This is a genomic window from Caballeronia arationis, assembly GCF_001544975.2.
GTDB lineage: Bacteria > Pseudomonadota > Gammaproteobacteria > Burkholderiales > Burkholderiaceae > Caballeronia > Caballeronia arationis.
In genome coordinates, this window is record NZ_FCOG02000004.1 from 16,030 (window position 1) to 42,631 (window position 26,602).

Here is a 26,602-nt window from a genome sequence, read left to right on the forward strand (position 1 = left end):
AGCGATGTTTGGCGAGAAGTTCCTGGATCGGCAAAGTCCGATGGTGCTCGTGCTGGGGCTCGGTGAATCCGGCCTCGCGATGGCGCGCTGGTGCGCCAGGCACGGTTGCCGCCTGCGGATCGCCGATACGCGTGAGGCGCCGGCCAATCTGTCGCAACTCGAAGCGCTCAGGATCGACGCTCAGTTCGTCGGTGGCGCCTTTACGCCCGCGCTGCTCGACGGCGGGATCGACATCGTCGCGATCAGCCCGGGCTTGTCGCCGCTGGCTGAAGACCTCAAGCCGCTGATCGAAGCCGCGAAGGAACGCGGCATCCCCGTGTGGGGCGAACTCGAATTGTTCGCGCAGGCACTGCGCGCGCTCGGCGTGAACGGCTACGCGCCGAAGGTGCTCGCGATCACCGGCACGAACGGCAAGACCACGACGACCGCGCTCACGGGTCTTCTTTGCGAACGCGCGGGCAAGACGGTGGCGGTTGCGGGCAACATCAGCCCGGCGATGCTCGACAAGCTGCTCGACGCCATCGACAACACCGCGTTGCCCGACGTCTGGGTGCTCGAACTGTCGAGCTTCCAGCTGGAGACGGCGCACTCGTTCGCGCCGGACGCCGCCGCGGTGCTGAACATCACGCAGGATCATCTCGACTGGCACGGCGGCCTCGATGCCTACGCCGCCGCGAAGGGCCGCATCTTCGGTGCGAAGACGGTGCGCGTGCTGAACCGCGACGACGCCCGCACGATGGCGCTCGCACAAGGGTCGTCGAGCATGGTGACGTTCGGCCTGGACGAGCCGAACCGCCTGGGCGACTACGGCCTCTTGCGCGACAACGGCATCGCGTGGCTCGCACAAGCCCACGACCGCGATGCAGCCGACGAACCGGCACCGACGCGCCGTCGCAAGCAGGAAGCCGCCGCGCCCGATCTGTACTCGAAGCGCCTGATGCCCGCCGACGCGCTGCGCATCCGCGGCCTGCACAACGCGGCGAACGCGCTGGCGGCGCTCGCGCTCGCCCGCGCGATCGAGCTGCCGCTCGCGCCGCTCCTGCACGGCCTGCGCGAGTATCGCGGCGAGCCGCATCGCGTGGAAGTGATCGCACAGATCGAAGGCATCGACTACGTCGACGACAGCAAGGGCACGAACGTCGGCGCGACGGTCGCCGCGCTCGACGGCCTCGCGCAGCGCGTCGTGCTGATCGCCGGCGGCGACGGCAAGGGACAGGACTTTTCGCCGCTGGTGGCGCCTGTCGCGCGCTGGTGCCGCGCCGTGATGCTGATCGGCCGCGACTCGCCGCGCATCCGCGAAGTGCTCGCCGAGACCGGCGTCGAACTGCACGACCACGCGACGCTCGAAGCCGCCACGCTAGCCGCGTCTCAACTCGCGCAGGCGGGCGACGCCGTGTTGCTCTCGCCCGCGTGCGCGAGCCTCGACATGTTCAGGAACTACGCACATCGCGCGGACGTGTTTCGCCGCGAGGTCGAAGAAATCGCCGCCGTGCGGGGAGTGATGCTATGAGCTGGTCCGAACGCTTTGGATCGAAACTCACGGGACAACGCAGCGCGGTCGCTAACGACAGCGCCGCGCTCGGCGGACGCACGAGCCGTGTCGGCCGGGTGAGCGAACGCGCGGAAGGCGTCGGCGGCATTTCGAGCGCCGTGAACGGTGTGCGCCCGATCCGCTCGCGCATGCTCGACTATGACCACTCGCTCCTGTGGGTAACGATCGCGCTGCTCGGGCTCGGCATCGTGATGGTGTATTCGGCGTCCATCGCGATGCCCGATTCACCCAAGTACGCGCAATACCGCGACTATCACTTCCTCGTGCGCCATCTGATTTCGGTGACGACGGCGCTCGTCGGCGCGATCATCGCGTTCAAGATTCCGGTGTCGGCGTGGGACAAGTACGCGCCGAAACTCTTCCTGATTGCGCTCCTGATGCTGATCTTCGTGCTGATTCCACACATCGGCAAAGGCGTGAACGGCGCGCGTCGCTGGATTCCGCTCGGCATCACGAACATGCAGCCGTCGGAAATCATGAAGCTCGCGGTGACGATCTACGCTGCCAACTACACGGTGCGCAAGCAGGAGTTCATGCAGAGCTTCGGCCGCGGCTTCCTGCCGATGGCGGTGGCGGTCGGCGCGGTCGGCGCGCTCCTGCTGCTCGAACCGGACATGGGCGCGTTCATGGTGATCGCTGCGATCGCGATGGGCGTGCTGTTCCTCGGCGGCGTGAACGGCAAGCTGTTCGGCGGCCTCGTGCTGACGGCGGTCGGCACGTTCACGATGCTCGTGTGGCTGTCGCCGTGGCGTCGCGAGCGGATCTTCGCGTATCTCGACCCGTGGGACGACCGCTACGCACAGGGCAAGGCGTATCAGCTCACGCACTCGCTGATCGCGTTCGGTCGCGGCGAGTGGTTCGGCGTGGGCCTGGGCGGCAGCGTCGAGAAACTCAACTACCTGCCCGAAGCGCATACCGACTTCATCCTCGCGGTGATCGGTGAGGAGCTCGGGTTCGTCGGCGTGATCGTCGTCATTCTGCTGTTCTACTGGATCGTTCGACGCGCGTTCGAGATCGGCCGTCAGGCGCTTGCGCTCGATCGCACGTTCGCGGGACTGATGGCGAAGGGCGTCGGCATCTGGTTCGGCGCGCAGACCTTCATCAACATGGGCGTGAACCTCGGTCTTTTGCCGACCAAGGGTCTCACGCTGCCGCTCGTGAGTTACGGCGGCTCGGGCATTTTGCTGAACTGCGTCGCGCTCGCGGTGCTGATGCGCGTGGACTACGAGAATCGTGTGCTGATGCGCGGAGGGAAGGTATGACCGCTTCCGGCGCACAAGGCTCGCGCACGCTGATGGTGATGGCGGGCGGCACCGGCGGACATGTGTTCCCGGGGCTCGCGGTCGCCCACTGGATGCAGGCGCGCGGCTGGCGTGTCGTGTGGCTCGGCAATGCGGCTGGCATGGAAGCGACGCTCGTCCCGAAGCACGGCATTCCGATGGAATACGTGAGATTCGGCGGCGTGCGCGGCAAGGGGCTGAAGACGAAGCTGATGCTCCCGGTGAACCTCCTGCGCGCATGCTCGCAAAGTCTTGACGCGCTGCGTCGAGTGAAGCCCGACGTCGTGCTCGGCATGGGCGGGTATATCACGTTTCCGGCCGGACTCATGACGAAGCTCGGCGGCTATCCGCTCGTGCTGCACGAACAGAATTCGATCGCCGGGCTCGCGAACAAGGTGCTCGCGCATCTCGCGAAGCGCGTGCTCGTGGCGTTTCCGAACGCATTGCCGAACGCCGAATGGACCGGTAATCCGATTCGTGCGGAACTTGCGTGCGCATTGCCACCCAAAGAACGCTACGCCGCTCGCAGCGGCCGGCTCAATGTTCTGATCGTTGGCGGCAGCCTGGGCGCGGCCGCACTGAACGAAACGGTGCCGAAGGCAATGGCGCTGCTCGACCCGGCACTGCGTCCGCGCATCGTGCATCAGGCGGGCGCGAAGCACATCGAGGCGTTGGAGGCGAACTACGCGTCAGCCGGTCTGCAACGCGGCGACGACCTGCAACTCGTGCCGTTCATCGAGGACATGGCAAGCGCCTACGCCGCCGCGGACCTCGTGATCTGCCGTTCGGGCGCGATGACGGTGTCGGAGATCGCGGCGGTCGGCGTGGCGGCGCTCTTCGTGCCGTTCCCGTTCGCCGTCGACGATCACCAGACGACCAACGCCGCGTTCCTCGAGAAGAACGGCGCGGCGCAATTGATACAGCAACGCGACCTGTCGGCGGAAAAGCTCGCCGGCTGGTTGTGCAGCCAGACGCGCGAGTCGCTTGGCGGTATGGCGGCGCGTTCGCGCGAACTGGCCAAGCCCGACGCGACCGAGCGTGTCGCCAGAGTGTGCGCCGACGTGGCAGGCATGGGCATCGGTGCAGGCGAAAGCGCGCAAGCGCTGAAGGATTCGAAATGAAACACATCGTCAAACATATTCACTTCGTCGGGATCGGCGGCGCGGGCATGAGCGGCATCGCCGAGGTGCTGCTCAATCTCGGCTATCAGGTGAGCGGCTCGGACCTGTCGAAGAACGCCGTCACCGAGCGGCTGATGAAGCTCGGCGCGCGCGTCGCGATCGGGCATCACGCCGAGAACATCGAAGGCGCGAACGCCGTGGTCGTGTCGACCGCGGTGCGCTCCGACAATCCCGAAGTGCTCGCCGCGCGCCACCGGCGCATTCCGATCGTGCCGCGTGCCGTGATGCTCGCCGAACTGATGCGCCTGAAGCAGGGCATCGCGATCGCCGGCACGCATGGCAAGACCACGACGACCTCGCTCGTCGCGAGCGTGCTTGCCGCGGGCGGCCTCGATCCGACCTTCGTGATCGGCGGGCGCCTGATCAGCGCGGGCGCGAACGCGCGGCTCGGCACGGGCGACTTCATCGTCGCGGAAGCGGACGAGTCCGACGCATCGTTCCTGAATCTTTTTCCGGTGATCGAAGTCATCACGAACATCGACGCCGATCACATGGACACCTACGGCCACGACTTCGCGCGGCTCAAGCAGGCGTTCATCGAATTCACGCACCGGCTGCCGTTCTACGGCATCGCGGTGCTGTGCGTCGACGATCCGAACGTGCGCGAGATCCTGCCGTTCGTGTCGAAGCCGATCATCCGCTACGGTCTCGGCGCCGAGGCGCAGGTGCGCGCGGTGAACGTCGAGGCGCGCGATGGCCGCATGCATTTCACGACGCTGCGCGAAGACGCGCCGCCGCTCGACATCACGCTGAACCTGCCGGGCACGCACAACGTGCAGAACGCGCTCGCGGCTATCGCGATTGCGACTGAACTTGAAGTCGCAGATGCCGATATCCAGAGGGCGCTCGCCGAATTCAACGGCGTGGGCCGGCGCTTCCAGCGCTACGGCGAAGTGAAGGTGAACGACGGGGCCTACACGCTGATCGACGACTACGGTCATCACCCGGTCGAAATGGCCGCGACGATCGCGGCGGCGCGCGGCGCGTTTCCGGATCGCCGGCTCGTGCTCGCGTTTCAGCCGCATCGCTTCACGCGCACGCGCGACTGTTTCGAAGATTTCGTGAAGGTGCTCTCCACCGTCGATGCGCTCGTGCTGACCGAAGTCTATTCGGCCGGCGAAGCGCCGATCGTTGCCGCCGACGGCCGTGCGCTCGCGCGCGCGATTCGCGTCGCGGGCAAGGTCGAGCCGGTGTTCGTAGAGACGGTCGATGAAATGCCGGACGCGCTTGCGACTTTGGCAAGGAACGGCGACGTGGTGATCACGATGGGCGCGGGTTCGATCGGCAGCGTATGCGGGCGCATCACGCAGGACCAGCAATCGCAAGAACTGAAATGAATGAAGCAACGGGCAAAAACGTGAAAGAGATCGATCCGAAAGCATTCGGCAAAGTGGCAGTGCTCCTCGGCGGCAATTCCGCCGAGCGCGAGGTATCGCTGAATTCGGGGCGCCTCGTGCTGCAGGGCCTGCGCGACGCGGGCATCGACGCGCATCCGTTCGATCCGGCCGAGCGTCCGCTTTCGGAACTGAAGGACGAAGGCTTCGTGCGAGCGTTCATCGCGCTGCATGGCGGCTATGGCGAGAACGGCCAGTTGCAGGGCGCGCTCGATTTCTACGGCATCCGCTATACGGGCAGCGGCGTGCTCGGCTCGGCGCTCGGCATGGACAAGCTGCGCACCAAGCTCGTGTGGCAGCAGACCGGCGTGCCGACGCCGCCGTTCGAAACCGTCATGCGCGGCGACGACTTTGACGCGCGCGCCCACGACATCGTCGCGAAGCTCGGCCTGCCGCTCTTCGTGAAGCCGGCGAGCGAAGGATCGAGCGTCGCGGTCATCAAGGTGAAGAGCGCCGAGACACTGGTGCCGGCGCTCGTCGAAGCGGCGAAGTTCGACAAGATCGTGATCGTCGAGAAGAGCATCGAAGGCGGCGGCGAGTTCACGTGCTGCATCGCGGGCGACCTCGACCTGCCGGTCATCAAGATCGTGCCGGCGGGCGAGTTCTACGACTACCACGCGAAGTACATCGCCGACGACACGCAGTACCTGATTCCGTGCGGCCTCACGCCCGCCGAAGAGACGCGCATGAAGCAACTGACGCAGCGCGCCTTCGACATGCTCGGCTGCACCGACTGGGGCCGCGCCGATTTCATGCTCGATTCGGACGGCAATCCGTATTTCCTGGAAGTGAACACGGCGCCCGGCATGACCGATCACTCGCTTCCGCCGAAGGCGGCGCGCGCGGTCGGCATCAGTTACCAGGATCTCGTCGTGAAGGTTTTGTCGCTGACGCTCAGGGATTGATTCGACGCCATGTGGAACAACGCCCGCCAACTGAACCTCGCTGCCAATGCGCTGCACGTGGTGCTCGTGCTCGTGCTGCTCGGCGCGGCGGGCTACTGGGCGATCCAGCGTCCGGAGTTCCGGTTGCGCGAAATCCAGATCGACGGCGACACGCAGCACATCAATTCGCCAACGGTGCGCGCAGGCGTCGTCGGGCGGCTGAAGGGCAACTTCTTCACCGTCGATCTCGACATCGCGCGCACCGCGTTCGAACAGATGCCGTGGGTGCGTCATGCGAGCGTGCGCCGGGTATGGCCGAACGCGCTCGCGGTGACGCTCGAAGAATACAAGCCGCTCGGCACGTGGGGCAGCGACCAGCTCGTGAGCGTCGACGGCGAGCTGTTCACCGCGAACCAGGGCGAGCTCGACGACGACCTGCCCGCATTCGACGGTCCGGAAGGCACGGCCAAGGAAGTGGTCGCGCGGTATCGCGATTTCGCGAAGTGGTTCGCGCCGCTCGACGCGCATCCGGACGAAGTGATCCTGTCGCCGCGTTTCGCGTGGACGGTGAAGCTCTCGAACGGCACGCAGATCGAACTCGGGCGCGAGCGCAATCAGGACACTTTGTTCGACCGCAGCCGCCGGTTCGTGGCGGCGTGGTCGTCGGTGACGGGGCGGTGGGGAAATGACATCGAGTACGCGGATTTGCGCTATCCGAACGGCTTCGCAGTACGGGCCGCCGGCATGCGCTTCATCAACGACACCGACAAGGCCAAGAAGTAAGCAGACATCACAGGCAATGAGCACGCTATGAGCAAAGACTACAAAGACCTGCTGGTCGCCCTCGACATCGGGACGTCGAAGGTGGTGGCGATCGTCGCTGAATTGAAGGGCGAGGGCCACTACGAGGTGATCGGACTCGGCCAGAACGACTCAAAGGGGTTGAAGAAGGGCGTCGTGGTCAACATCGAGGCCACGGTGCAGTCGATCCAGCGCGCGCTCGAGGAAGCGGAACTGATGGCCGACTGCAAGATCACCAACGTGTTCACGGGGATCGCGGGCAGCCACATCCGCAGCTTCAATTCGAGCGGCATGGTCGCGATCAAGGACAAGGAAGTCACGCAGACCGACGTCGCGCGCGTGATCGAGACGGCCAAGGCGATCAACATCCCGACCGACCAGCAGGTGCTGCACATCCTGACGCAGGAATTCATCATCGACGGCCAGGAAGACGTGCGCGAGCCGATCGGCATGAGCGGCATCCGGCTCGAAGTGAAGGTGCATATCGTGACGGGCGCGGTGAGCGCGGCGCAGAACATCGTGAAATGCGTGCGCCGCTGCGGGCTCGAAGTGAACGACCTGATCCTGCAGCCGCTCGCGTCGTCACTGGCGGTGCTGACGGAAGACGAGAAGGAACTGGGCGTCGTGCTGGTCGACATCGGCGGCGGCACGACCGACATCGCGATCTTCAGCGAAGGCGCGATCCGCCATACGGCCGTGATCCCGATCGCGGGCGACCAGATCACGAGCGACGTCGCGATGGCGCTGCGCACGCCGACGCCCGACGCCGAGGACATCAAGGTGACCTACGGCATCGCGAAGCAGGCGCTCGCCGATCCGGACGAGATGATCGAAGTGCCGGGGCTTGGCGAGCGCGGTCCGCGCACGCTGTCGCGCCAGGCGCTGGCGGCGGTGGTCGAGCCGCGCGTCGAGGAGTTGTTCTCGCTCGTGCAACAAGTGGTGCGCGAGTCGGGCTACGAAGAACTGCTTTCCAGCGGCGTCGTGCTGACCGGCGGCGCGTCGATGATGCCCGGCATGGTCGAGCTGGGCGAAGACATTTTCCTGAAACCGGTGCGCATCGGCGTGCCGGAATACGCGGGCGGTCTCGCGGATGTCGTGCGCAATCCGCGCTATTCGACGGCGATGGGTCTGCTCGTCGAAGGACGCTCGCAACGCATGCGCGGCCGCAAGGTCGCGGTGCAGTCGGGATCGATGGGACAGGTGTTCACGAGGATGAAGGACTGGTTCCTCGGCAATTTCTGAATCAGGTTTGACGAGAGTTACAACACGAGCTTTTTAAAAGGCTCGCTGCAAAAGAAAATTCGCGCTGGTGCCGGCGGCTGGCGCGCGACAAGCGGTTGCCCGATCGTTTGCCGAATAACGCCGCTTTTCATCTTGACGGAGGCAACATGGATTTCGAAATGCTGGAAACGGAAACCAACGGAACGATCATCAAGGTCGTCGGTGTTGGTGGCGCTGGCGGTAATGCCGTGCAGCACATGATCAACCGCGGCGTGCAGGGCGTCGACTTCATCGTGATGAACACGGACGCGCAGGCACTCGCCCGTTCGCGCGCGAGCACGGTGATCCAGCTCGGCAACACGGGCCTCGGAGCCGGTGCGAAGCCGGACATGGGCAAGGCCGCGGCTGAAGACGCACGCGAGCGCATCGCCGATGCACTGCGCGGCGCGCACATGGTGTTCATCACCGCCGGCATGGGTGGCGGCACGGGCACGGGCGCGGCGCCGGTAGTCGCGCAGATCGCGAAGGAAATGGGCATTCTGACGGTCGGTGTCGTCAGCAAGCCGTTCGAGTTCGAAGGCGGCCGCCGCATGCGCGTGGCCGAAGCAGGTTCGCAGCAACTGGAGGATCACGTCGATTCGCTGATCGTCGTGCTGAACGACAAGCTGTTCGAGGTGATGGGCGACGACGCCGAGATGGACAAGTGCTTCCAGTGCGCCGACGACGTTCTGAACAACGCCGTGGCCGGTATCGCGGAAATCATCAACGTCGACGGCCTCGTGAACGTCGACTTCGAGGACGTGAAGACGGTCATGGGCGAGCAGGGCAAGGCGATGATGGGCACGGCAACGGTTGCCGGCGTCGATCGCGCGCGTCTCGCGGCCGAGCAGGCAGTTGCAAGCCCGCTGCTGGAAGGCGTCGACCTGTCGGGTGCGCGTGGCGTGCTGGTGAACATCACGTCGAGCCGTTCGCTGCGTCTGTCGGAAACGCGCGAAGTGATGAACACGATCAAGAGCTACGCAGCAGATGATGCGACCGTGATTTTCGGCGCGGTGTACGACGACGCGATGGGCGACGCGCTGCGCGTGACGGTGGTGGCAACGGGTCTCGGCCGCGCGGCGAAGAACAAGCAGGCCGCTCCGATGACGCTGTTGCGCACCGGCACCGACAACCAGCCGATCTCGCACGCGCCGCAGCACACCTACGCGCCGCAGCAGTCGCACGCGACGGATTACGGTGCGCTCGACACGCCGGCTGTATGGCGTTCGACGCGTGAAACGGCGGCTTCGCACGTGCAGGCGCTGCAGGAAAAGGGTGTCGATACGTACGACATTCCGGCGTTCCTGCGCAAGCAAGCCGACTAAGACCGGCGCACGCTTTTTGCTGCGCAGGTGCAATGCGATGCATTGCACACGCGAGGCAGAACGCAAAAGCGTGACCGGTCGGGCTGCTGGGGCGACTGTCCAAGGCCGCGTTCTTTACTGGACGCCGGGCCGTGGCCAGCCGACCTCCACGGATTCGCGCGAAGTATGCGGGTTGAAGCCGAATTTGAAGCCGATCGCGTCGCGCCGTGCGACATGAGCTGTATCGCCAGGATTGCAAGAAGCACTGACGAGCAAAGGACCGAGCATGATCAAAGTGGGTGACACGTTGCCGGATGCGCGCCTCTTCGAGTTCGTCGAAGTGGCGGGCGAGGGCTGTGCCGTGGGACCGAACGGGTTCGCGGTGCGCGAGCGGACGGCGGGAAAACGCGTGGTGATCTTCGGATTGCCGGGCGCGTTCACGCCGACGTGTTCCGCGAAACACGTACCCGGTTATGTCGATGCGGCACAGCGCCTGAACGACGCTGGCATCGACGAGATCTGGTGCGTTTCCGTCAACGACGCGTTCGTGATGAACGCGTGGGGACGCGATCTTCAAACCTCGGGCAAGGTAAAGATGATCGCCGACGGAGCCGCGCGTTTCACTCAGGCACTCGGTCTGGATCAGGATTTGTCGGAGCGGGGCATGGGAATTCGTTCCCAGCGCTACGCGATGGTGGTCGACAACGGCGTGGTCAAGACGCTCAATGTCGAAGCACCCGGCAAGTTCGAAGTCAGCGACGCCGAAAGCATCCTGACGACGTTGCGCTGATTCTCGCGGCGTCGTGTCAGACGTTGCGTTGCAGTGACGCAACGAGCGAACACGCCGCGAAATCAGCAGCGACTTGGGGCCGATGACCGGAAATGCCTCCATTCCGGCCATCGGCCCGTTCTGCTTTCTCATCCGCGCAATCTCTCGCGTAACACAGGGAAACAGATTGATACTTCCCGTTTGGGACGGCGCGCAGCGGATGGAGTATAATTCGTGCTATTGAATAGATATTCACGATTAATTCTCTTTATAGGGAATTTAAATCGAAGCGGAAAAATCATGTTGAAGCAGCGAACAATCAAAACTGTCGTCAAGACCGTGGGTATCGGGTTGCATTCCGGGCGCAAGGTCGAATTGACGCTCAAGCCGGCCCCGGCGGGTACGGGCATCGTGTTTTCGCGTATCGACCTCGCCACGCCGGTCGATATTCCCGCGAACGCAATGGCTATCGGCGACACGCGCCTCGCGTCCGTGCTGCAGAAGGACGGTGCGCGCGTTTCCACCATCGAGCATCTGATGTCGGCGTGCGCGGGTCTTGGTATCGACAATCTGTATGTCGACGTTACTGCTGAAGAAATCCCGATCATGGACGGCAGCGCAGCTTCGTTCGTGTTTCTGATTCAGTCGGCTGGCATCGAGGAGCAGAATGCTCCGAAGAAATTCATCAAGGTGACGAAGCCCGTGGAAATTCGCGACGGCGACAAATTCGCGCGCCTCGATCCGTATTTTGGTTTCAAGCTGAGCTTTACCATCGACTTCCGCCATCCGGCCGTCGATAAAACCGGCCAGGCGCTCGAAGTCGATTTTGCAAATACGTCGTACGTCCGTGAAATCGCACGCGCACGCACGTTCGGATTCGCGCATGAAGTCGAAATGATGCGCGAGCTCGGTCTCGCGCGCGGCGGCAGCATGGACAACGCCATCGTGCTGGACGAATACCGCATCCTGAACAACGACGGCCTGCGCTACGACGACGAATTCGTAAAGCACAAGATGCTCGACGCAATCGGCGATCTGTACGTGGTCGGTCATCCGCTGCTCGCGTCGTACACCGCGTACAAGGGCGGTCACGCGCTGAACAACAATCTGCTGCGCGAATTGCTGGCGCACGAAGAAGCATACGAAATCGTCACTTTCGACGACACGCAGAAGGCGCCACGCGGCTTCGCCTTCGATACGCAGACGGCGTTTGCCTGAAAACCTCAGGCTCGAACGATGAAATGAGCGGCAGCGAAAGCGCCGCTCATTTTTTTTGCGCTTTCGCCTGGTGGCGCGCGGCCATTTTCGCAAGCGCCTCGCGCAACGGCGACGGTTCGAGTGTATCTGCGAGTTCCTTGAGCGCGTCGGCGCCTGCTGGGGACATGCGCGCCTGCTTGGGCGGCGCTGCTTCCTTCATTGATTGCGGCCGCACGCGGATCCTCAGCGAATTCACCGCCCAGCCGCGTTGCTGCAAATCGGCGAGCAGACGTGGTTCGATATGCCGCAGCCGTGCCGCGAGCGCATTGTGTCCCGCAAAAAGCGACAGTACGCCGTCCTTGATGAATCCCGGTTCGACGCTTGACGCAAGGTAATCGGGCAAGAGCGCCGACAGGTCGCGCTGCATCGCCGCCATCTGGTCGACTCCGGCACGCAGCGCGCGCATCGCATCGGTGCGGCCGAGCAGTTCGGAAATCGACTGAGGTTTGCGCGGATTGAATCGCTGCGGCGGCCTTGAATTCGTCGGAAAACGGCTCATTTTTAATCGATAGGCGCGAGGGCGATGCGTCGATTGTACCCGCGCGAGAGCCGCCTACGCGCTCGGCCGTCCGAAGCTTTCAGGGGTCTGACTGTCGCGGCTCGACGACGCGGGCGGCCCGACGTGGACACAGGCTGCGCCGGGCCCGCGTGCTAAAATCCCCCGATTAAATTTCACCCATGGACTTAAGCCGCCGAGGTTCTCCGAACTCGGGCGCATGCACCGTGCACCCGTCCGACACCGCGACGCAGACACTGATCCGATGACCACCGGTTTCCTTCAAAAGATTTTTGGCAGTCGCAACCAGCGGCTGGTCAAGCAATATCAAAAGACCGTTGCGGCGATCAATGCGCTCGAGCCGACGATCGAAAAGTACACGGACCAGCAACTGCGCGCGAAGACCGACGAATTCCGTCAGCGCGTCGCGAGCGGCGAGTCGCTCGACGTTCTGCTGCCCGAAGCATTCGCCGTCTGTCGCGAGGCGAGCAAGCGCGTGCTGCACATGCGTCACTTCGACGTCCAGCTGGTCGGCGGCATGGTCCTGCATTACGGCAAGATCGCGGAAATGCGCACGGGCGAGGGCAAGACGCTCGTCGCCACGCTTGCTGCGTACCTGAATGCGTTGTCGGGCCGCGGCGTGCACGTCGTGACGGTGAACGATTACCTCGCGCAACGCGACGCCGAATGGATGGGCCGGCTCTACAACTTCCTCGGATTGTCGTGGGGCATCAACCTGTCGCAGATGGAACACGATCTGAAGCAGGAAGCCTACGCCGCCGACATCACCTACGGCACGAACAACGAATTCGGCTTCGACTATCTGCGCGACAACATGGTCTACGAGACCGACGCGCGCGTGCAGCGGCCGCTCAATTTCGCCATCGTCGACGAAGTGGACTCGATCCTGATCGACGAAGCGCGCACGCCGCTCATCATCTCGGGTCAGGCCGAAGATCACACCGATCTCTACGTGCGCATGAACGCGCTGCCGCCGCTGCTCGAACTGCAGATCGGCGAAGAGAAGGCGGACGGCACCGGTGTCGAAAAGCCGGGCGACTACACGCTCGATGAAAAAGCGCGTCAGGTTTTCCTCACCGAAGAGGGCCACGAAAAGGCGGAGCGACTGCTGGCCGAGTGGGGTCTGATCGGCGAGGGCGAAAGCCTGTACGCCGCGCAGAACATCACGCTGATGCACCACGTGTACGCCGCATTGCGCGCGCATACGCTCTTCCACCGCGACCAGCATTACGTGGTGCAGGGCGGCGAAGTCGTGATCGTCGACGAATTCACGGGCCGCATGATGACCGGCCGCCGCTGGTCCGACGGCCTGCATCAGGCGGTCGAAGCGAAGGAACAGGTCAAGATCCAGAACGAGAACCAGACGCTCGCGTCGATCACGTTCCAGAACTACTTCCGGATGTATTCGAAGCTGTCCGGCATGACCGGCACGGCCGACACCGAAGCGTACGAATTCAACGAGATCTACGGCCTGGAAACGGTCGTGATCCCGACCAACCGGCCGCCCAAGCGGATCGACAAGCAGGACCAGATCTACAAGACGGCGAAGGAACGCTACGACGCGGTGATCCGCGACATCCGCGATTGCGTCGAGCGCGGCCAGCCTACGCTCGTCGGCACGACGTCGATCGAGGCGTCGGAACTGCTCTCCACGCTGCTCACGCAGGCCGGCATCAAGCATGAAGTGCTGAACGCGAAACAGCACGCGCGGGAAGCGGCAATCGTCGCCGAGGCGGGCCGTCCGGGCGTCGTCACCATCGCGACGAACATGGCGGGCCGCGGCACGGACATCGTGCTCGGCGGCAACGTCGAGAAACAGGCGTCGTTCATCGAAGCCGATCTCTCGATCCCCGAAGACGAGAAGCAGCCGCGCATCCAGAAGCTTCACGACGAATGGCAGGCGCTGCACGATCAGGTGAAGGCCGCGGGCGGCCTGCACATCATCGGCACCGAGCGTCACGAATCGCGCCGGATCGACAACCAGTTGCGCGGCCGCGCGGGTCGGCAGGGCGATCCGGGATCGTCGCGCTTCTATCTGTCGCTCGACGATCCGCTTCTGCGCATTTTCGCCGGCGACCGCGTCCGCTCGATCATGGATCGCCTGAAGATGCCGGAAGGCGAGCCGATCGAGGCGGGCATCGTCACGCGCTCGATTGAAGGCGCGCAGCGCAAGGTCGAAGCGCGCAACTTCGATATCCGCAAGCAACTGCTCGAATACGACGACGTCTCGAACGACCAGCGCAAGGTGATCTACCAGCAGCGCAACGAACTGCTCGAAGCCAACGACGTGCAGGAAACCATCGCTGCGATGCGCCAGAGCGTGATCGGCGACGTCGTGCGCACGTTCGTGCCGGCGGGCAGCATCGAGGAGCAGTGGCAGGCGCCGGAACTCGAGGAAGTGCTGCGCAACGACTGGTCGCTGGATCTCGCGATCCAGGAGATGATCAACGAGTCGAATTCGATCGACGCCGAAGAAATCCTGGAAGCCGTGCTCGCCGCCGCCGACGAAGCCTATGAGGCGAAGGTCACGCTCGTGGGCCGCGAATCGTTCAGCGCGTTCGAGCGCTCGATCATGCTGCAGACGCTCGACAGCCGCTGGCGCGAGCATCTTGCCGCGCTCGACCATTTGCGTCAGGGCATCCACCTGCGCGGTTATGCGCAGAAGAACCCGAAGCAGGAATACAAGCGCGAGGCGTTCGAACTCTTCGCCGCGATGCTCGATTCGGTGAAGGAGGAAGTGACGCGCGTCGTGATGAACGTGCAGATCCAGTCGCCGGAGCAGCTCGAAGAGGCCGCCGAGCAGTACGAGGAAAAGGGCAGCCATCTCGAGAATGTCGCGTTCACGCACATGGACTTCGCGGAAGCCGCTGCAGCCCCCGCACCGGCCGATGCCACCGCGCAGATGGTCAACCAGGCGATGGCGTTCGGCGACGACACCACGGTCGCCACACGCCCGGCGGACGATGTGCCGAAGGTCGGCCGCAACGATCCGTGCCCGTGCGGCAGCGGCAAGAAGTACAAGAACTGTCACGGCAAGCTGGTTTAATCGGCGAACCCGTTACGGTTGGGAACAAGCGACGCAGCGATGCGTCGTTTGTCTTTGCAGGTCCGGTTTTTCCTGGCGCCATTGCAGTGTCCCGTGAGCGGCGCCCGTTCATTCATCCCGTGCTGGCGCATTGTGTGCAACGACAAGCGCCGGCACGCGCCACATTCAGCGAGTCGCGAACATGGCCGTCAATTTTCCCTCGATCGATCCCGCAGCGCTTTATCCCGTCGCCGGCGTCACGCTAGGCTGGGCCGAAGCCAACATTCGCAAGCCGAATCGCAAGGATCTGCTCGTCATCCAGCTCGAAGAGGGCGCGACCGTCGCGGGCGTGTTCACGCTGAATCGCTTCTGCGCCGCGCCGGTGACGGTGTGCCGCGAGCATCTCGATGCGGTTCGCAAAGGTGGCAAGGGCATTCGCGCGCTCGTCGTGAACACGGGTAACGCGAACGCGGGCACGGGCGAGCCGGGCATGGCCGCGACCCGCGCGACTTGCGACGAACTCGCGCGGCTGACGGGCCTCGATGCGCAGCAGATCCTGCCGTTCTCGACCGGCGTGATTCTGGAGCCGCTGCCGGTCGACCGGCTGAAAGCGGGCCTGCCCGCCGCGCTCGCGAACCAGCAGCCCGCGCACTGGTTCGACGCCGCGCAAACCATCATGACCACGGACACGCTGCCGAAGGCGTCGTCGCGCAAGGTGCAGATCGACGGCCACACGGTCACGCTGTCGGGGATCAGCAAGGGCGCGGGCATGATCAAGCCGAACATGGCGACGATGCTCGGCTTTCTCGCCTTCGATGCCGCCGTCGCGCAACCGGTGCTCGATCAGCTGGCAAAGCACGTCGCGGATCGCTCGTTCAACTGCATCACGATCGACGGCGATACGTCGACGAACGATTCGTTCATCCTGATCGCATCGGGCAAGTCGAGCCTGCCGGCGATCACGTCAACGGATTCACCCGCCTATGCCGCGTTGCGCGACGCCGTGACGGCGGTCGCGCAGGAACTCGCGCAGCTGATCGTGCGCGACGGCGAAGGCGCGACCAAATTCATGACGATCACGGTGGAAGGCGGCAAGAACGAGGCGGAGTGCCGCCAGATAGGTTATGCGATCGGCCACTCGCCGCTCGTGAAGACCGCGTTCTACGCATCCGATCCGAACCTCGGCCGCATTCTCGCCGCGATCGGTTATGCGGGCGTGACGGATCTCGACGTCGAACGCATCGATCTTTATCTCGACGACGTGCTCGTCGCGAAGGCGGGCGGGCGGAACCCGGAGTATCGCGAGGAAGACGGCCAGCGCGTGATGAAGAAAAGCGAGATCGCGATTCGCGTGCTGCTTGGCCGAGGCGACGCCCGCGCGACCATCTGGACCTGCGATCTCTCGCACGAATACGTGAGCATCAACGCCGACTACCGCTCGTAAAGCTCGTCAATACTCAGGCACGTCATGGACAAACTCGAACAATTTCTGACTCGCGCTGAAGCGGTGCTGGCGCGCATCGAAGGCATGCTGCCGCCCGCGGCGCCGCAGATCGACTGGGATTCGGCCGTCGCGTTTCGCTGGCGCAAGCGGCAGGGGCGCGGCTTTCTGCAGCCCGTGCCGGCGATTTCCCTCATTTCGCTCGACGACCTGCAAAACATCGATCGCCAGAAGGCGTTGATCGAGCAGAACACGCGCCAGTTCGTCGCGAAAGCGCCCGCGAACAACGTGCTTCTGACAGGCGCGCGCGGCACCGGCAAGTCGTCGCTGATCAAGGCTTGCCTGAACGCGTATTCGAAGGACGGCCTGAGGCTGATCGAAGTCGACAAGGACGACTTGCACGATCTCGGCGACATCGTCGATCTGATCTCGGCGCGGCCCGAGCGTTTCGTCGTGTTCTGCGACGATCTTTCCTTCGAGGAAGGCGAGTCGGGCTACAAGGCGCTGAAGGTGGCGCTCGACGGCTCGGTCGCCGCGCAGTCGGACAACGTGCTGATCTACGCAACGTCGAACCGCCGCCACCTGATGCCCGAGTACATGAGCGACAACGAGACGTACAAGCACACGTCCGATGGCGAGATTCACCCGGGCGAGGTCGTCGAGGAGAAGATTTCGCTCTCCGAGCGTTTCGGTCTGTGGGTGAGCTTCTATCCGTTCAAGCAGGACGACTATCTTTCGATCGTCGGCCACTGGCTGAAGCACTTCGGCTGCGATCAGGTTGAAATCGAAAGCGCGCGCGGCGATGCGCTCGTGTGGGCGCTGGAGCGCGGCTCGCGTTCGGGGCGCGTCGCGTGGCAGTTCGCGCGCGACTGGTCGGGGCGCAAGGCATGACGGAGTTCGCTGCGAACGGACGCAAGGTTACCGAGGTGGCGGTCGGCGTGATGGTGCAGCCGGACGGCCAGTATCTCCTCGCGCAGCGCCCCGAGGGCAAGCCCTACGAGGGCTACTGGGAGTTTCCAGGCGGCAAGATCGAAGCGGGCGAGAGCGTCGAGAAGGCGCTCGGACGCGAACTGCACGAAGAGCTGGGTATCGACGTCACCGCGTGCGAGCGCTGGCGTACGCTCGAACACGACTATCCGCACGCGTACGTGCGGCTCTATTTCTGCAAGGTGACCGGGTGGTCCGGAGCGCCTGTCGGCCGCGAGGGCCAGGCGCTCGCCTGGCAGCACTTGCCCGTGGAGGTCGCGCCGCTGCTTCCCGCGGCCATTCCGGTGCTGGAATGGCTTGCCGCGGAAGCGAAGTAGACGCTTCAGTTCAGGCCGCCGTGTGAATCGTCATCGGGCGGCGTTTCCTGCGAATTGCCGCCGATGCGATATTTCCCGGTGGCCCAGGCGCCGAGATCGATCTGCTTGCAGCGCTCGGAGCAAAACGGGCGAAAGCGGTTTTCCGGAACCCAGCGGACTTCCTTGGCGCAGGTCGGGCATTTGACGACGGTGGTCATACGGATCGGACGTTATCGAAAATACCGAGCTTAATACATGAGGCCGTCCGGCCGCATTTTCAAAGCCGGATCAAAGACTGCACAGCGTGAGGTGGAACGGCACGTCGACGTCGACGGGGCGCGGCCGCAGATCGCCGTCCTGCACCGTGAAGCGCACCCACAGCATGTACTTGTTGGCGCTCGCCTCGGGGATCACCCGCACTTCGGGCGATACCCGCACCTGCATCAGCTGATAGGTCCGTCCCGAGAGCATCTGCTGATAGCTGCCCTGCATCGCCATCACCTTCGACGCCTGCCCCGATTCGCGCGCAAGCCGCAGCACGATGGTGGCCGCGTCGCGCAGGGCGAGCATGGGCATGACCCACTTCGCGATGTCCTGGCGACGCTGCTCGACCGGCAATTGCTGCCATGCGAAGTACGACGGCAAGTCGAATTTGCAGGTGCCCCCGGGAATGATCGTGCGGCTGCGAATGCTGGCGAGCCATTCGTTGTCGATCAGGTGCTGGCCGGTCTTGCCCTGCATCTGCGCGAGCCCGGCGAGCGTCTGTTCGATCTCTCCGAGCACGGCTTCGAGCGCTTCCTGTTCGATGCCGGGATTGCCGCGAAACGGCGCGAGGGTCTGGCGCTGGCGTTCCAGTTCTTTCATCAGATCGGCTTTCAGATCGGTGCGGCCCGCGACTTCGGCGATTTCGAAGAGAGTCGTCAGCGCGACGTGATGCTCTCTCGGGTCTTCCTGGGTCAGGAAGAAGGTGAAGCGCTCGAACAGGTCTTCCAGGCGCAGCAGCGTTCGAATTCGCTCGTTGAAGGGATACTCGTAAAGGATCAAGCGCGCTCGCCTCGGCGTGGGTCGGTGCTTCGTGGGACGGAAAGTCAGGACATTCTAATGCCGCAACCCCACCCTAGCAAATGGACGCCCAATGAGCTTGTCGCAGCGCATTTTCGCCGCCGATCGCGACAGTTTCCAATTGTTAAGTGTGAACTTTGGACTCGCTCACGTCGCGGTTCAACCATTCGCAAGCGACAGATAGCGCGCGTGCAACGCATCGACATCGCGCTTGAGCGTGTCGAGCGTCGCGTTCGCATCGTTGACGACGATGTCATCGGCTGCGGCGAGACGTGCTTCGCGAGTCGCCTGGCGCGCGATGATGGCAAGCACCTGTTCGCGCGAGAAGCCATTGCGCTGCATCACGCGTTCGATCTGCGTCTCGACCGGACAGTCGACGACCAGAATCCGGTTGGCGCGCGACGACCAGTTCCCCGATTCCACGAGCAGCGGCACGACCACGATGTGATACGCGCCGCGCGCCATGCTGCGCTGTCGTTCGGTTTCCGCGCGGATCAGCGGATGCGTGATGGCTTCGAGTCTGGCCTTGGCGGCGTCGTCGGCGAAGACGCGCGCGCGCATCTTCGCGCGATCGAGCGACCCGTTCTCTGCGACGAACTCGCGTCCGAACTCACTTTCGATCAGCGGCATCGCCACGCCGCCCGGCGCCGTGATGCCGTGCGCGATGAGATCGGTGTCGATCACGGGCACGCCGTGCGTCGCGAAGAGATCGGCGACGGTCGTCTTGCCGCTGCCGATACCGCCCGTCAAGCCGATGCTGAACATCCCTGGCTCCTCGTAGTCATCCTTGTAGTCACCCGAACAGCGCGTAAAGCGGCGTGCCGAAGAAGAGTGTAAGTGCACCGCCGATCGCGAGGAACGGCCCGAACGGAAGCGGTTCTTCGAAGCGCATGCGCTTGCGCCACGTTGCGATCAGTCCGACGAGCGCCCCCGCAATCGCCGAGACCATCAGGATCTGCGGCAGCGCCATCCAGCCGAGCCATGCGCCGAGCGCGGCGAGCAGCTTGAAGTCGCCGTAGCCCATGCCTTCGACGCCGCGCACCAGCCGGAAGATCCAGTAGACGCACCACAGGAAGAGATAACCCGCGATCGCGCCGATAACTGCATCGCGCAACGGGGCGAAGCCGCCGTCGCCGAGATTGATGATCAGGCCGGCCCACAGAAGCGGCAGCGTGAGCGAGTCGGGCAGGTATTTCGTGTCGAAGTCGATGAGACTCATTGCGAGCAGCGTCGCGCACAAGCCGAAGGCGGCGAGCGCGAGCCAGTCCGGGCCGAACGCATAGAGCGAGGCCGCAGCAAAAAGCGCGGTGGCGAGTTCGATCAGCGGATAGCGCGGGCTGACGGGCGCACCGCATTTCGCGCATCGTCCGCGCAGCAGCACAAAGCTGACGACTGGAATGTTTTCCCATGCGCGCAGTGTATGGCCGCAGTGCGGGCACCCGCTGCGCGGCACGGCCAGGTTATAGCGGACGGGCAATGGCCGCTCGTGCGGATCGTGTTCGCTGTGAGCGTCCTTCGCATCCGTGGCTTCGATTTCGGCTCGCCACGCGCGCTCCAGCATGATCGGCAGCCGGTGCACGACGACCGTCAGGAAGCTGCCGATCACGAGACCGAACACCACGGCGAAACCGTACTTCGCCGCGGCTGGCAGCGCGGCGAAGGCTTGAAGGTAGACGCCGGCATGATCCGCGACGTAGGGTTCGAACGAAGGCAGCATGGACGGTGAGGGAATGAATTCGGCAGCGATGCTACACCACTACACCACGTTACCGAGTTGAATGATGGGAAGATACATCGCGATGACGAGTCCGCCCACGAGAGCGCCGAGCACGACGATCACGACCGGCTCGCACAAGCTCGCGAAGGTGCCGATCCGGTCGTCGACCTGCCGGTCGCCCAGGGTGGCGAGGTCCATCAGCATCGAGTCGAGCGAGCCCGATTCCTCGGCGACCGCGATCGGCTGGACGACTTCGGGCGGGAAGCAGCCGAGGGCGCGCATGGCCGCGCGAGCCGTTCGCCGCGATGCAGGCGCGCCGCGATGTCGACCGTCGCGCGGTCAAAGATACGGTTGCCGGTGGCATTCGCGAGCGAATCGAATGCGTCGGAGAGCGGTGTGCCCGCCGCGAGCAACGTGCCGAGCGCGCGGCTCCAGCGCGCGACCGCGAGCGAGCGCAGCAATGCGCCGACGATCGGCAGCCTGAGCAGCGCGCGATCGACGGCATCGCGTGTCGGCGGTGAACGCTTCAGCGCGCGCGCACACGCCGCGCCCGCAACGACGCACGCAATCGCGAACGGCACGCTCCAGCGCGCCACACCATCCGACAACGCCAGCACGAAGCGCGTCGGCGCGGGCAGCGCGGCCCCGAAGCCGTCGAAGATCGTCTTGAAGGTAGGCACGACGCCGACCAGCAAGCCGGCCGTGATCAACAGCGACAGCAGCAGCACCATCACCGGATAGGTCAGCGCGCCCTTGAGCTTCGCGCGCAGCGCGGCGGCGCGCTCGCGGTCGTCGGCGAGGCGCGCAAGCACCGTCGGCAATGCACCCGCCAGTTCGCCCACCGACACGAGCTGGCAATAGAGCGGCCCGAAGCACGCCGGATGGCGCGCGAGCGCAGCGGAGAACGGCACACCCTGCGTGATGTCGCGCGCGACGCTTCGCACGATCCGCGGCAAACCGCCGCGCATCGGCGTTTGCGCAATCAGTTCGAGCGAAGGCGCGAGCGGCAGTCAGGCGCGCAGCAAGCCGGCAAGCTGGCGCGTGAAGAGCGTCACGTCGGCGCCGCTCGTCTTCGGCGGCGGCGCCTCGCCGAGCGCGTCGAGTTCCAGCACCGTCCAGCCTTCGCGCCTGAGCGCGGCGCGCGCCGATGCCGCATCGGCCGCGATCGTCCTGCCGCGCTTCGTCGCGCCGTTTGTATCGACGCCGCGCCATGCAAAACGAAGATCGGCGGCCATCACGCGATCTCCGTGGCTTCGAGCGCCTCCGCGACGCTCCTCATGCCTTCGCGCACGCGTTGGAAGGCCGCGTCGCGCAGCGCCGGCATGCCTTCGGACTGCGCCTGACGCGTCACCGCATGCGTGGCGGCGCGCGCGACGATCAGTTCGCGCAGCGCGTCGGTGACAGGCATCAACTGATGCACGCCCACACGTCCCCGGTAGCCGATCCCGTGGCACTTCGCGCAGCTGCGCGGCTCGAACGGTCGGATGCCGTCGTCGAGCGGAAGTTCGGAAGGCACGCGACACGCCTCGCAGAGCTTTCTCACGAGCCGCTGCGCCGTGACGAGCCGCAGCGCCGACGCGAGGTTGTACGGCGCCACGCCGATGTCGATCAGCCGCGCGATGGCGGCGGGCGCATCGTTCGTGTGAAGCGTAGAAAGCACGAGATGGCCGGTCTGTGCGGCCTTCACGGCGACATCGGCGGTCTCGGCGTCGCGGATTTCGCCGACCATGATCACGTCCGGGTCCTGGCGCATGAACGCGCGCAACGCGACGGCGAACGTGAGCCCTGCCTTGTCGCGCACGCTGACCTGATTAATGCCGTTCAGCTGGATTTCGGCCGGGTCCTCGACCGAACAGACGTTGCGCGCCTCGGCATTGAGCATCTGAGGAAGCAGTAGAGCGAAAGCGTCTTGCCGCTGCCGGTCGGCCCGGTGACGAGGATGAGCCCGTGCGGCGCGTGAATCGCGGATTCGACGGCTTCGCTCTGTCGCGCGTCGAGTCCGAGCGTGCCGAGCGAGAGGTCAGCGGGCAGCGCTTCGAGCCGTCGCAGCACGAGTTTTTCGCCGAAGAGGGTCGGCAAAGAGTTCACGCGATAGTCCTCGATCTGGCCGTTCGCGAGCGGCAGTCTCAGCCGGCCGTCCTGCGGCACGCGCCGCTCCGCGATGTCCATCCGCGAGAGCACCTTGATGCGCGTGACCACCGCATCGCGCAGATGCAGCGGCGGCTTTTGCAGGACGTGCAGCGCGCCATCGATCCGCAACCGGATGCGCCATTCATGTTCCGAAGGCTCGACATGGATATCGGAAGCGCCGCGCGCCGCTGCGGTGCGCAGCGTCTCGGTCAGGAGCGCGACGGCCGGGGCGTCGTCTGCGGGAAGCGGGTCGGGCGGGCGCGGCGCGAGGCGCGCGAAAGTATCGCGGGAATGGGTTGGCATGCGTTGATCGGCGTGGGCCGTCCGGGTACGTGATGACCCATCATCGCGCCGCCGCGCACGGCTTCACACTCGGCCGGATGGCTAACGTTGCAGCCGGTTTGTCGTCGCCGCAGCGGGGCGGAAGATTTTCACTGTGCGGATCGCCTGATCGTCGCTGCGCATCACTTCGAAATGCACGCCCGCGATCTCCACCGACACGTCGCCGTCCGGAATGTCCTCCAGCGTCTCGAGGATCAGTCCGTTGAGCGTCTTCGGGCCGTCTGTCGGCAGCTTCAGGTGCAGCCAGCGGTTCAGTTCGCGCAGCGGCATGCTGCCCGCCACGATGCATTCGCCGCGTTCGTCCCAGCCGCCGCGCGAGCCGGTGCCGCGCGGAATCGTCGTCGTGAATTCGCCGATCAGTTCCTCGATGATATCTTCCGGCGTGACGAGCCCCTGTAGTTCGCCGTATTCGTCGACGACGATCGCGATCCGGTGGCGGCTCTCCTGGAAATACTGCAGCTGCTGGAATACCGGCGTGCCGGCCGGCACGAAATACGGCTCGGTGAGCAGTTCGCGCAGCGTCTCGCGCTCCAGTTCCTGGTTGTGCAGCGCCGATAGCGTCTTCCTCACGTGCAGGATGCCGAGCACGCGGTCGATGTCACCCTGATAGACGACGAGCTTGTTGTGATAGCAGGTTTCGAGCTGATGCAGGATCTGCTCGAATGGCGCATCGAAATCGAGCGCTTCGATGCGCCGGCGCGGGATCATCACGTCGTCGACGGTGATGTTCTCCAGATCGAACAGATTCAGCAGGATGCTGCGGTGCTTGGTCGGCATGAAGCTGCCCGACTCCAGCACGACGGTGCGCAGTTCCTCGGGCGACATGCGCTGATCGCGGCCGCCCTTCGTATTGATATGCAGCGCGGCGAGGAGCGCATTCGCGAACAGGTTGACGAACCACACGACCGGCCGCGCTATGCGCATCAGCGGTGCAAGAATCAGGCTCGCGGGCAGCGCGACTTGCTCCGGATAGGTCGCGCCCACAATCTTCGGCGCGATCTCCGCAAACACGATGATGAGGAAAGCGACGATGCCCGTCGCGATCGACAGCACGAAGTTGTCGTGGCCGAACGTGCGCAGCGCGATCGACGTGACGAGGACCGGAATGATCGTATTGATCAGGTTGTTGCCGATCAGGATCACGCTCAGCAACTGATCGGTTTTCGCGAGCAGACCCTGCGTCGTGCGCGCGCGCAGCGACCCCTGGCTCGCGAGGTACTTCAGACGATGGCGATTGAGCGCCATCATCGACGTTTCAGAGATCGAGAAGAAGCCGGACAGGAAAAGAAGCAGAAAGATGGCGCAAATTTGCGCCCATAAGGGGAGGTTGTCCACGCGACCGATGAAAGAGGGGGAGGGATGGAATGGACTATAACAGACCGGTTGCGAAAGCTCGCGTGACCGGCGGATTCGCCGATGGACGGGCCTCGCAGGGATTTTTCACATCGTCGGGGCGTGGCGTCGGGCGAGGCGCGCGACGCACGGTCGTTCGATGAAATGCGGCCGCGACGGTCGCTTCGCGCCGGATCGAATTTGTTCAGGATATCTCTGTATATGGCGCGGTTCGAGTCTCAAATACGCTTCGCGTCGGCATAGGACTCACTGGTGCAACAATATTTTGCGAAACCGGCGACGATGCGCGGATTGCGTCCGTCGATGAGCGGCAAAGCCAGACGGGGCGGGCGTTTCGTCGGGATGAGGAGGGGCGTTCGAGCCTCGGTCGTCAGGTCGGTGTAATCCGCCCCGGCCGACGAATGCCGCTACCATCGTGCCTTCGTCATCCACAGGAATCGCCGCAGTGACTGAAGATGAAATCCGCAAGAATGCCTATGCGATGCCCGTGCATCGTCCCGCGTATCCTCGTCCGCCGTTTCGCTTTCTCAATCGCGAATACTTCATCATCTCGTACGAAACAGACCTCGACGCCCTGCGCGCAGTCGTGCCGGAACCGCTGACCGTCGACAACGGGCTCGTGCATTACGAGTTCATCCGCATGCCGGATTCGTCGGGCTTCGGCGACTACACTGAAAGCGGACAGGTCATCTCCGTCATCGACGAAGAAGGCCGCAAGGCGAGCTATACCCACGCGATGTATCTCGACGACGAAGGCCCGATCGCGGGCGGCCGCGAGATCTGGGGCTTCCCGAAGAAACTCGCGTCGCCGCGTCTTTCAGTCGACGGCAAGGACACGCTGCTCGGCACGCTCGATTACGGCACGCAACGCATCGCCACCGGCACGATGGGCTTCAAGTATCGCCCGCTCGATATCGACGCCGAGCGGCGCAAGCTCGCCGATACGCCGAACTACCTGCTGAAGGTGATTCCACATGTCGACGGTTCGGCGCGCGTCTGCGAACTCGTGCGCTTCTTCCTGCGCGACGTCACCGTGCTCGGCGCATGGGAAGGCCCGGCCGCGCTCGAACTTCACGCGCACGCGCTCGCGCCGGTCGCGGACTTGCCGGTGAAGAGAATCGTCGGCGCGCGGCATGTCATCGCGAATCTCACGCTGGACATTGGCGAAGTCGCTTACGACTATCTCGCTCCCGCCGATGCGCTGAAGCTCGCCGTCAATCAATAACTCCGCAGTCACCCGCAAACTCAGAAGGAAACACGCTCATGTCGTTGCAAGGAAAAGTCGCGCTCGTGACGGGCGCAGCAAGCGGTATCGGTGAACAATGCGCGCGCAGGCTCGCCGCGGATGGCGCGGCCATCGTGATCGCCGACCTGAATCTCGCGAACGCGCAGAAGGTCGCAGACGATATCGTCGCGGGCGGCGGCAAGGCGATTGCGGTATCGATGGACGTGACGAGCGAAGACGAAGTCAACGCGGGTATCGAAGAGGCCGTGGCGAAGCTCGGCTCGATCGACGTGCTGGTGTCGAACGCGGGCATTCAGATCGTCAACCCGATCGAGGAGTACGCATTCGCCGACTGGAAGAAGATGCTCGCGATCCACCTCGACGGCGCGTTCCTGACCACGAAGGCCGCCATCAAGCACATGTACGCGGCGGGCAAGGGCGGCTCGATCATCTATATGGGATCGGTGCATTCACACGAGGCGTCGAAGTTGAAGTCGGCGTATGTCACGGCGAAGCACGGGTTGCTCGGACTCGCGCGCGTGGTCGCGAAGGAAGGCGGCTCGCGCGGCGTGCGGGCGAATGTCGTGTGCCCGGGCTTCGTGCGCACGCCGCTCGTCGACAAGCAGATTCCCGAGCAGGCGAAGGCGCTCGGCATCACCGAGGCGCAGGTCATCAAGGACGTGATGCTGAAGGAAACCGTCGACGGCGAATTCACCACGGTCGAGGACGTAGCGAACACGGTGGCGTTCCTGGCAGGCTTCGGATCGGCGGCGCTGACGGGGCAGTCGGTGGTCGTCAGTCACGGCTGGTTCATGCAGTAAGGAG

22 protein-coding genes and 2 pseudogenes are annotated in these 26,602 nt (G+C 64.3%); 16 read left to right on the top strand and 8 right to left on the bottom strand.

Annotation, left to right across the window (positions count from 1 at the left end; genetic code table 11):
- Positions 1–4 precede the first annotated feature (4 nt).
- From murD to lpxC, 10 genes are all read left to right on the top strand, one after another.
- The gene (murD, locus tag AWB81_RS03380) at positions 5–1,510 is read left to right on the top strand and encodes a UDP-N-acetylmuramoyl-L-alanine--D-glutamate ligase (protein WP_062632496.1); all 1,506 of its coding nucleotides are present in this window, start codon (positions 5–7) and stop codon (positions 1,508–1,510) included.
- A complete protein-coding gene (gene ftsW / locus AWB81_RS03385) occupies positions 1,507–2,814 on the top strand; it encodes a putative lipid II flippase FtsW (protein WP_062632497.1) in 1,308 nt (435 codons plus the stop codon). The genes murD and ftsW overlap by 4 nt, the downstream gene beginning before the upstream one ends.
- A complete protein-coding gene (gene murG / locus AWB81_RS03390) occupies positions 2,811–3,953 on the top strand; it encodes an undecaprenyldiphospho-muramoylpentapeptide beta-N-acetylglucosaminyltransferase (RefSeq protein WP_062632498.1) in 1,143 nt (380 codons plus the stop codon). The genes ftsW and murG overlap by 4 nt, the downstream gene beginning before the upstream one ends.
- On the top strand, positions 3,950–5,350 hold the full coding sequence (murC, locus tag AWB81_RS03395; RefSeq protein ID WP_062632499.1) for a UDP-N-acetylmuramate--L-alanine ligase: 1,401 nt from the start codon (positions 3,950–3,952) through the stop codon (positions 5,348–5,350). The genes murG and murC overlap by 4 nt, the downstream gene beginning before the upstream one ends.
- Positions 5,351–5,370: 20 nt before the next feature.
- Positions 5,371–6,312, top strand: a complete 942-nt coding sequence (locus AWB81_RS03400) for a D-alanine--D-alanine ligase (RefSeq protein ID WP_087134797.1) — start codon at positions 5,371–5,373, stop codon at positions 6,310–6,312.
- A 9-nt stretch (positions 6,313–6,321) separates the two neighbouring features.
- On the top strand, positions 6,322–7,074 hold the full coding sequence (locus AWB81_RS03405; protein ID WP_062632501.1) for a cell division protein FtsQ/DivIB: 753 nt from the start codon (positions 6,322–6,324) through the stop codon (positions 7,072–7,074).
- A 27-nt stretch (positions 7,075–7,101) separates the two neighbouring features.
- Positions 7,102–8,334: a cell division protein FtsA gene (gene ftsA, locus AWB81_RS03410; RefSeq protein WP_062632502.1), complete on the top strand. Its 1,233-nt coding sequence runs from the start codon at positions 7,102–7,104 to the stop codon at positions 8,332–8,334.
- Between the two features lie 146 nt (positions 8,335–8,480).
- Positions 8,481–9,677: a cell division protein FtsZ gene (gene ftsZ, locus AWB81_RS03415; protein ID WP_062632503.1), complete on the top strand. Its 1,197-nt coding sequence runs from the start codon at positions 8,481–8,483 to the stop codon at positions 9,675–9,677.
- 265 nt (positions 9,678–9,942) lie between these two features.
- On the top strand, positions 9,943–10,446 hold the full coding sequence (locus tag AWB81_RS03420) for a peroxiredoxin (RefSeq protein ID WP_062632504.1): 504 nt from the start codon (positions 9,943–9,945) through the stop codon (positions 10,444–10,446).
- A gap of 279 nt (positions 10,447–10,725) precedes the next feature.
- A complete protein-coding gene (gene lpxC / locus AWB81_RS03425) occupies positions 10,726–11,643 on the top strand; it encodes a UDP-3-O-acyl-N-acetylglucosamine deacetylase (RefSeq protein WP_062632505.1) in 918 nt (305 codons plus the stop codon).
- Positions 11,644–11,689: 46 nt separating this feature from the next.
- Here lpxC and AWB81_RS03430 read toward each other — a convergent pair whose 3' ends face one another.
- Positions 11,690–12,181: a DciA family protein gene (locus AWB81_RS03430; protein ID WP_062632506.1), complete on the bottom strand. Its 492-nt coding sequence runs from the start codon at positions 12,179–12,181 to the stop codon at positions 11,690–11,692.
- 262 nt (positions 12,182–12,443) lie between these two features.
- Between AWB81_RS03430 and secA the strand changes: the two genes are divergently transcribed.
- The 4 genes from secA to AWB81_RS03450 all read left to right on the top strand — a co-directional run bounded on the left by secA (position 12,444) and on the right by AWB81_RS03450 (position 17,969).
- Positions 12,444–15,245, top strand: a complete 2,802-nt coding sequence (secA, locus tag AWB81_RS03435; RefSeq protein ID WP_062632507.1) for a preprotein translocase subunit SecA — start codon at positions 12,444–12,446, stop codon at positions 15,243–15,245.
- A 181-nt stretch (positions 15,246–15,426) separates the two neighbouring features.
- Entirely contained in the window at positions 15,427–16,668 is a 1,242-nt protein-coding gene (argJ, locus tag AWB81_RS03440; protein ID WP_062632508.1) for a bifunctional glutamate N-acetyltransferase/amino-acid acetyltransferase ArgJ, read from the top strand.
- 24 nt (positions 16,669–16,692) lie between these two features.
- Complete coding sequence (locus tag AWB81_RS03445; RefSeq protein ID WP_062632509.1) at positions 16,693–17,556, top strand: ATP-binding protein; 864 nt, start codon at positions 16,693–16,695, stop codon at positions 17,554–17,556.
- A complete protein-coding gene (locus AWB81_RS03450) occupies positions 17,553–17,969 on the top strand; it encodes an NUDIX domain-containing protein (protein WP_062632510.1) in 417 nt (138 codons plus the stop codon). The genes AWB81_RS03445 and AWB81_RS03450 overlap by 4 nt, the downstream gene beginning before the upstream one ends.
- Positions 17,970–17,974: 5 nt before the next feature.
- On the opposite strand, the gene AWB81_RS03455 is transcribed toward AWB81_RS03450, so the two are convergent.
- The 7 genes and pseudogenes from AWB81_RS03455 to AWB81_RS03485 all read right to left on the bottom strand — a co-directional run bounded on the left by AWB81_RS03455 (position 17,975) and on the right by AWB81_RS03485 (position 24,534).
- Positions 17,975–18,166 carry a DNA gyrase inhibitor YacG gene (locus AWB81_RS03455; RefSeq protein ID WP_062632511.1) on the bottom strand — a complete coding sequence of 64 codons (192 nt, stop codon included), beginning with the start codon at positions 18,164–18,166 and terminating at the stop codon, positions 17,975–17,977.
- A 70-nt stretch (positions 18,167–18,236) separates the two neighbouring features.
- Positions 18,237–18,992 (bottom strand): cell division protein ZapD, encoded by a 756-nt coding sequence (gene zapD, locus AWB81_RS03460; protein WP_062632512.1) that lies wholly within the window; start codon positions 18,990–18,992, stop codon positions 18,237–18,239.
- A 177-nt stretch (positions 18,993–19,169) separates the two neighbouring features.
- Entirely contained in the window at positions 19,170–19,775 is a 606-nt protein-coding gene (gene coaE / locus AWB81_RS03465; RefSeq protein ID WP_062632513.1) for a dephospho-CoA kinase, read from the bottom strand.
- Positions 19,776–19,803: 28 nt separating this feature from the next.
- On the bottom strand, positions 19,804–20,727 hold the full coding sequence (locus tag AWB81_RS03470; protein WP_062632514.1) for a prepilin peptidase: 924 nt from the start codon (positions 20,725–20,727) through the stop codon (positions 19,804–19,806).
- Between the two features lie 39 nt (positions 20,728–20,766).
- Positions 20,767–21,962, bottom strand: a pseudogene (locus AWB81_RS03475) (type II secretion system F family protein).
- Positions 21,962–23,160 (bottom strand): annotated as a pseudogene (locus AWB81_RS03480) (GspE/PulE family protein). The pseudogenes AWB81_RS03475 and AWB81_RS03480 overlap by 1 nt, the downstream one beginning before the upstream one ends.
- An 81-nt stretch (positions 23,161–23,241) precedes the next feature.
- Positions 23,242–24,534: an HlyC/CorC family transporter gene (locus AWB81_RS03485; RefSeq protein ID WP_062632515.1), complete on the bottom strand. Its 1,293-nt coding sequence runs from the start codon at positions 24,532–24,534 to the stop codon at positions 23,242–23,244.
- Positions 24,535–24,997: 463 nt separating this feature from the next.
- Between AWB81_RS03485 and AWB81_RS03490 the strand changes: the two genes are divergently transcribed.
- Both AWB81_RS03490 and AWB81_RS03495 read left to right on the top strand, forming a co-directional pair.
- Positions 24,998–25,777 (top strand): acetoacetate decarboxylase, encoded by a 780-nt coding sequence (locus AWB81_RS03490; protein ID WP_087134790.1) that lies wholly within the window; start codon positions 24,998–25,000, stop codon positions 25,775–25,777.
- A gap of 38 nt (positions 25,778–25,815) precedes the next feature.
- On the top strand, positions 25,816–26,598 hold the full coding sequence (locus tag AWB81_RS03495; RefSeq protein ID WP_062632516.1) for a 3-hydroxybutyrate dehydrogenase: 783 nt from the start codon (positions 25,816–25,818) through the stop codon (positions 26,596–26,598).
- Positions 26,599–26,602: the final 4 nt, after the last annotated feature.

Bases quoted from the DNA above. Each gene is read 5' to 3' on its own strand.
- AWB81_RS03405 (WP_062632501.1), top strand. From the start codon at position 6,322: ATGTGGAACAACGCCCGCCAACTGAACCTCGCTGCCAATGCGCTGCAC.
- AWB81_RS03430 (WP_062632506.1), bottom strand. From the start codon at position 12,181: ATGAGCCGTTTTCCGACGAATTCAAGGCCGCCGCAGCGATTCAATCCG.
- secA (WP_062632507.1), top strand. From the start codon at position 12,444: ATGACCACCGGTTTCCTTCAAAAGATTTTTGGCAGTCGCAACCAGCGG.
- ftsW (WP_062632497.1), top strand. From the start codon at position 1,507: ATGAGCTGGTCCGAACGCTTTGGATCGAAACTCACGGGACAACGCAGC.
- ftsA (WP_062632502.1), top strand. From the start codon at position 7,102: ATGAGCAAAGACTACAAAGACCTGCTGGTCGCCCTCGACATCGGGACG.
- AWB81_RS03470 (WP_062632514.1), bottom strand. From the start codon at position 20,727: ATGCTGCCTTCGTTCGAACCCTACGTCGCGGATCATGCCGGCGTCTAC.
- lpxC (WP_062632505.1), top strand. From the start codon at position 10,726: ATGTTGAAGCAGCGAACAATCAAAACTGTCGTCAAGACCGTGGGTATC.
- argJ (WP_062632508.1), top strand. From the start codon at position 15,427: ATGGCCGTCAATTTTCCCTCGATCGATCCCGCAGCGCTTTATCCCGTC.
- murC (WP_062632499.1), top strand. From the start codon at position 3,950: ATGAAACACATCGTCAAACATATTCACTTCGTCGGGATCGGCGGCGCG.
- AWB81_RS03445 (WP_062632509.1), top strand. From the start codon at position 16,693: ATGGACAAACTCGAACAATTTCTGACTCGCGCTGAAGCGGTGCTGGCG.
- AWB81_RS03450 (WP_062632510.1), top strand. From the start codon at position 17,553: ATGACGGAGTTCGCTGCGAACGGACGCAAGGTTACCGAGGTGGCGGTC.
- coaE (WP_062632513.1), bottom strand. From the start codon at position 19,775: ATGTTCAGCATCGGCTTGACGGGCGGTATCGGCAGCGGCAAGACGACC.
- AWB81_RS03495 (WP_062632516.1), top strand. From the start codon at position 25,816: ATGTCGTTGCAAGGAAAAGTCGCGCTCGTGACGGGCGCAGCAAGCGGT.
- murG (WP_062632498.1), top strand. From the start codon at position 2,811: ATGACCGCTTCCGGCGCACAAGGCTCGCGCACGCTGATGGTGATGGCG.
- AWB81_RS03455 (WP_062632511.1), bottom strand. From the start codon at position 18,166: ATGACCACCGTCGTCAAATGCCCGACCTGCGCCAAGGAAGTCCGCTGG.
- ftsZ (WP_062632503.1), top strand. From the start codon at position 8,481: ATGGATTTCGAAATGCTGGAAACGGAAACCAACGGAACGATCATCAAG.
- murD (WP_062632496.1), top strand. From the start codon at position 5: ATGTTTGGCGAGAAGTTCCTGGATCGGCAAAGTCCGATGGTGCTCGTG.
- AWB81_RS03420 (WP_062632504.1), top strand. From the start codon at position 9,943: ATGATCAAAGTGGGTGACACGTTGCCGGATGCGCGCCTCTTCGAGTTC.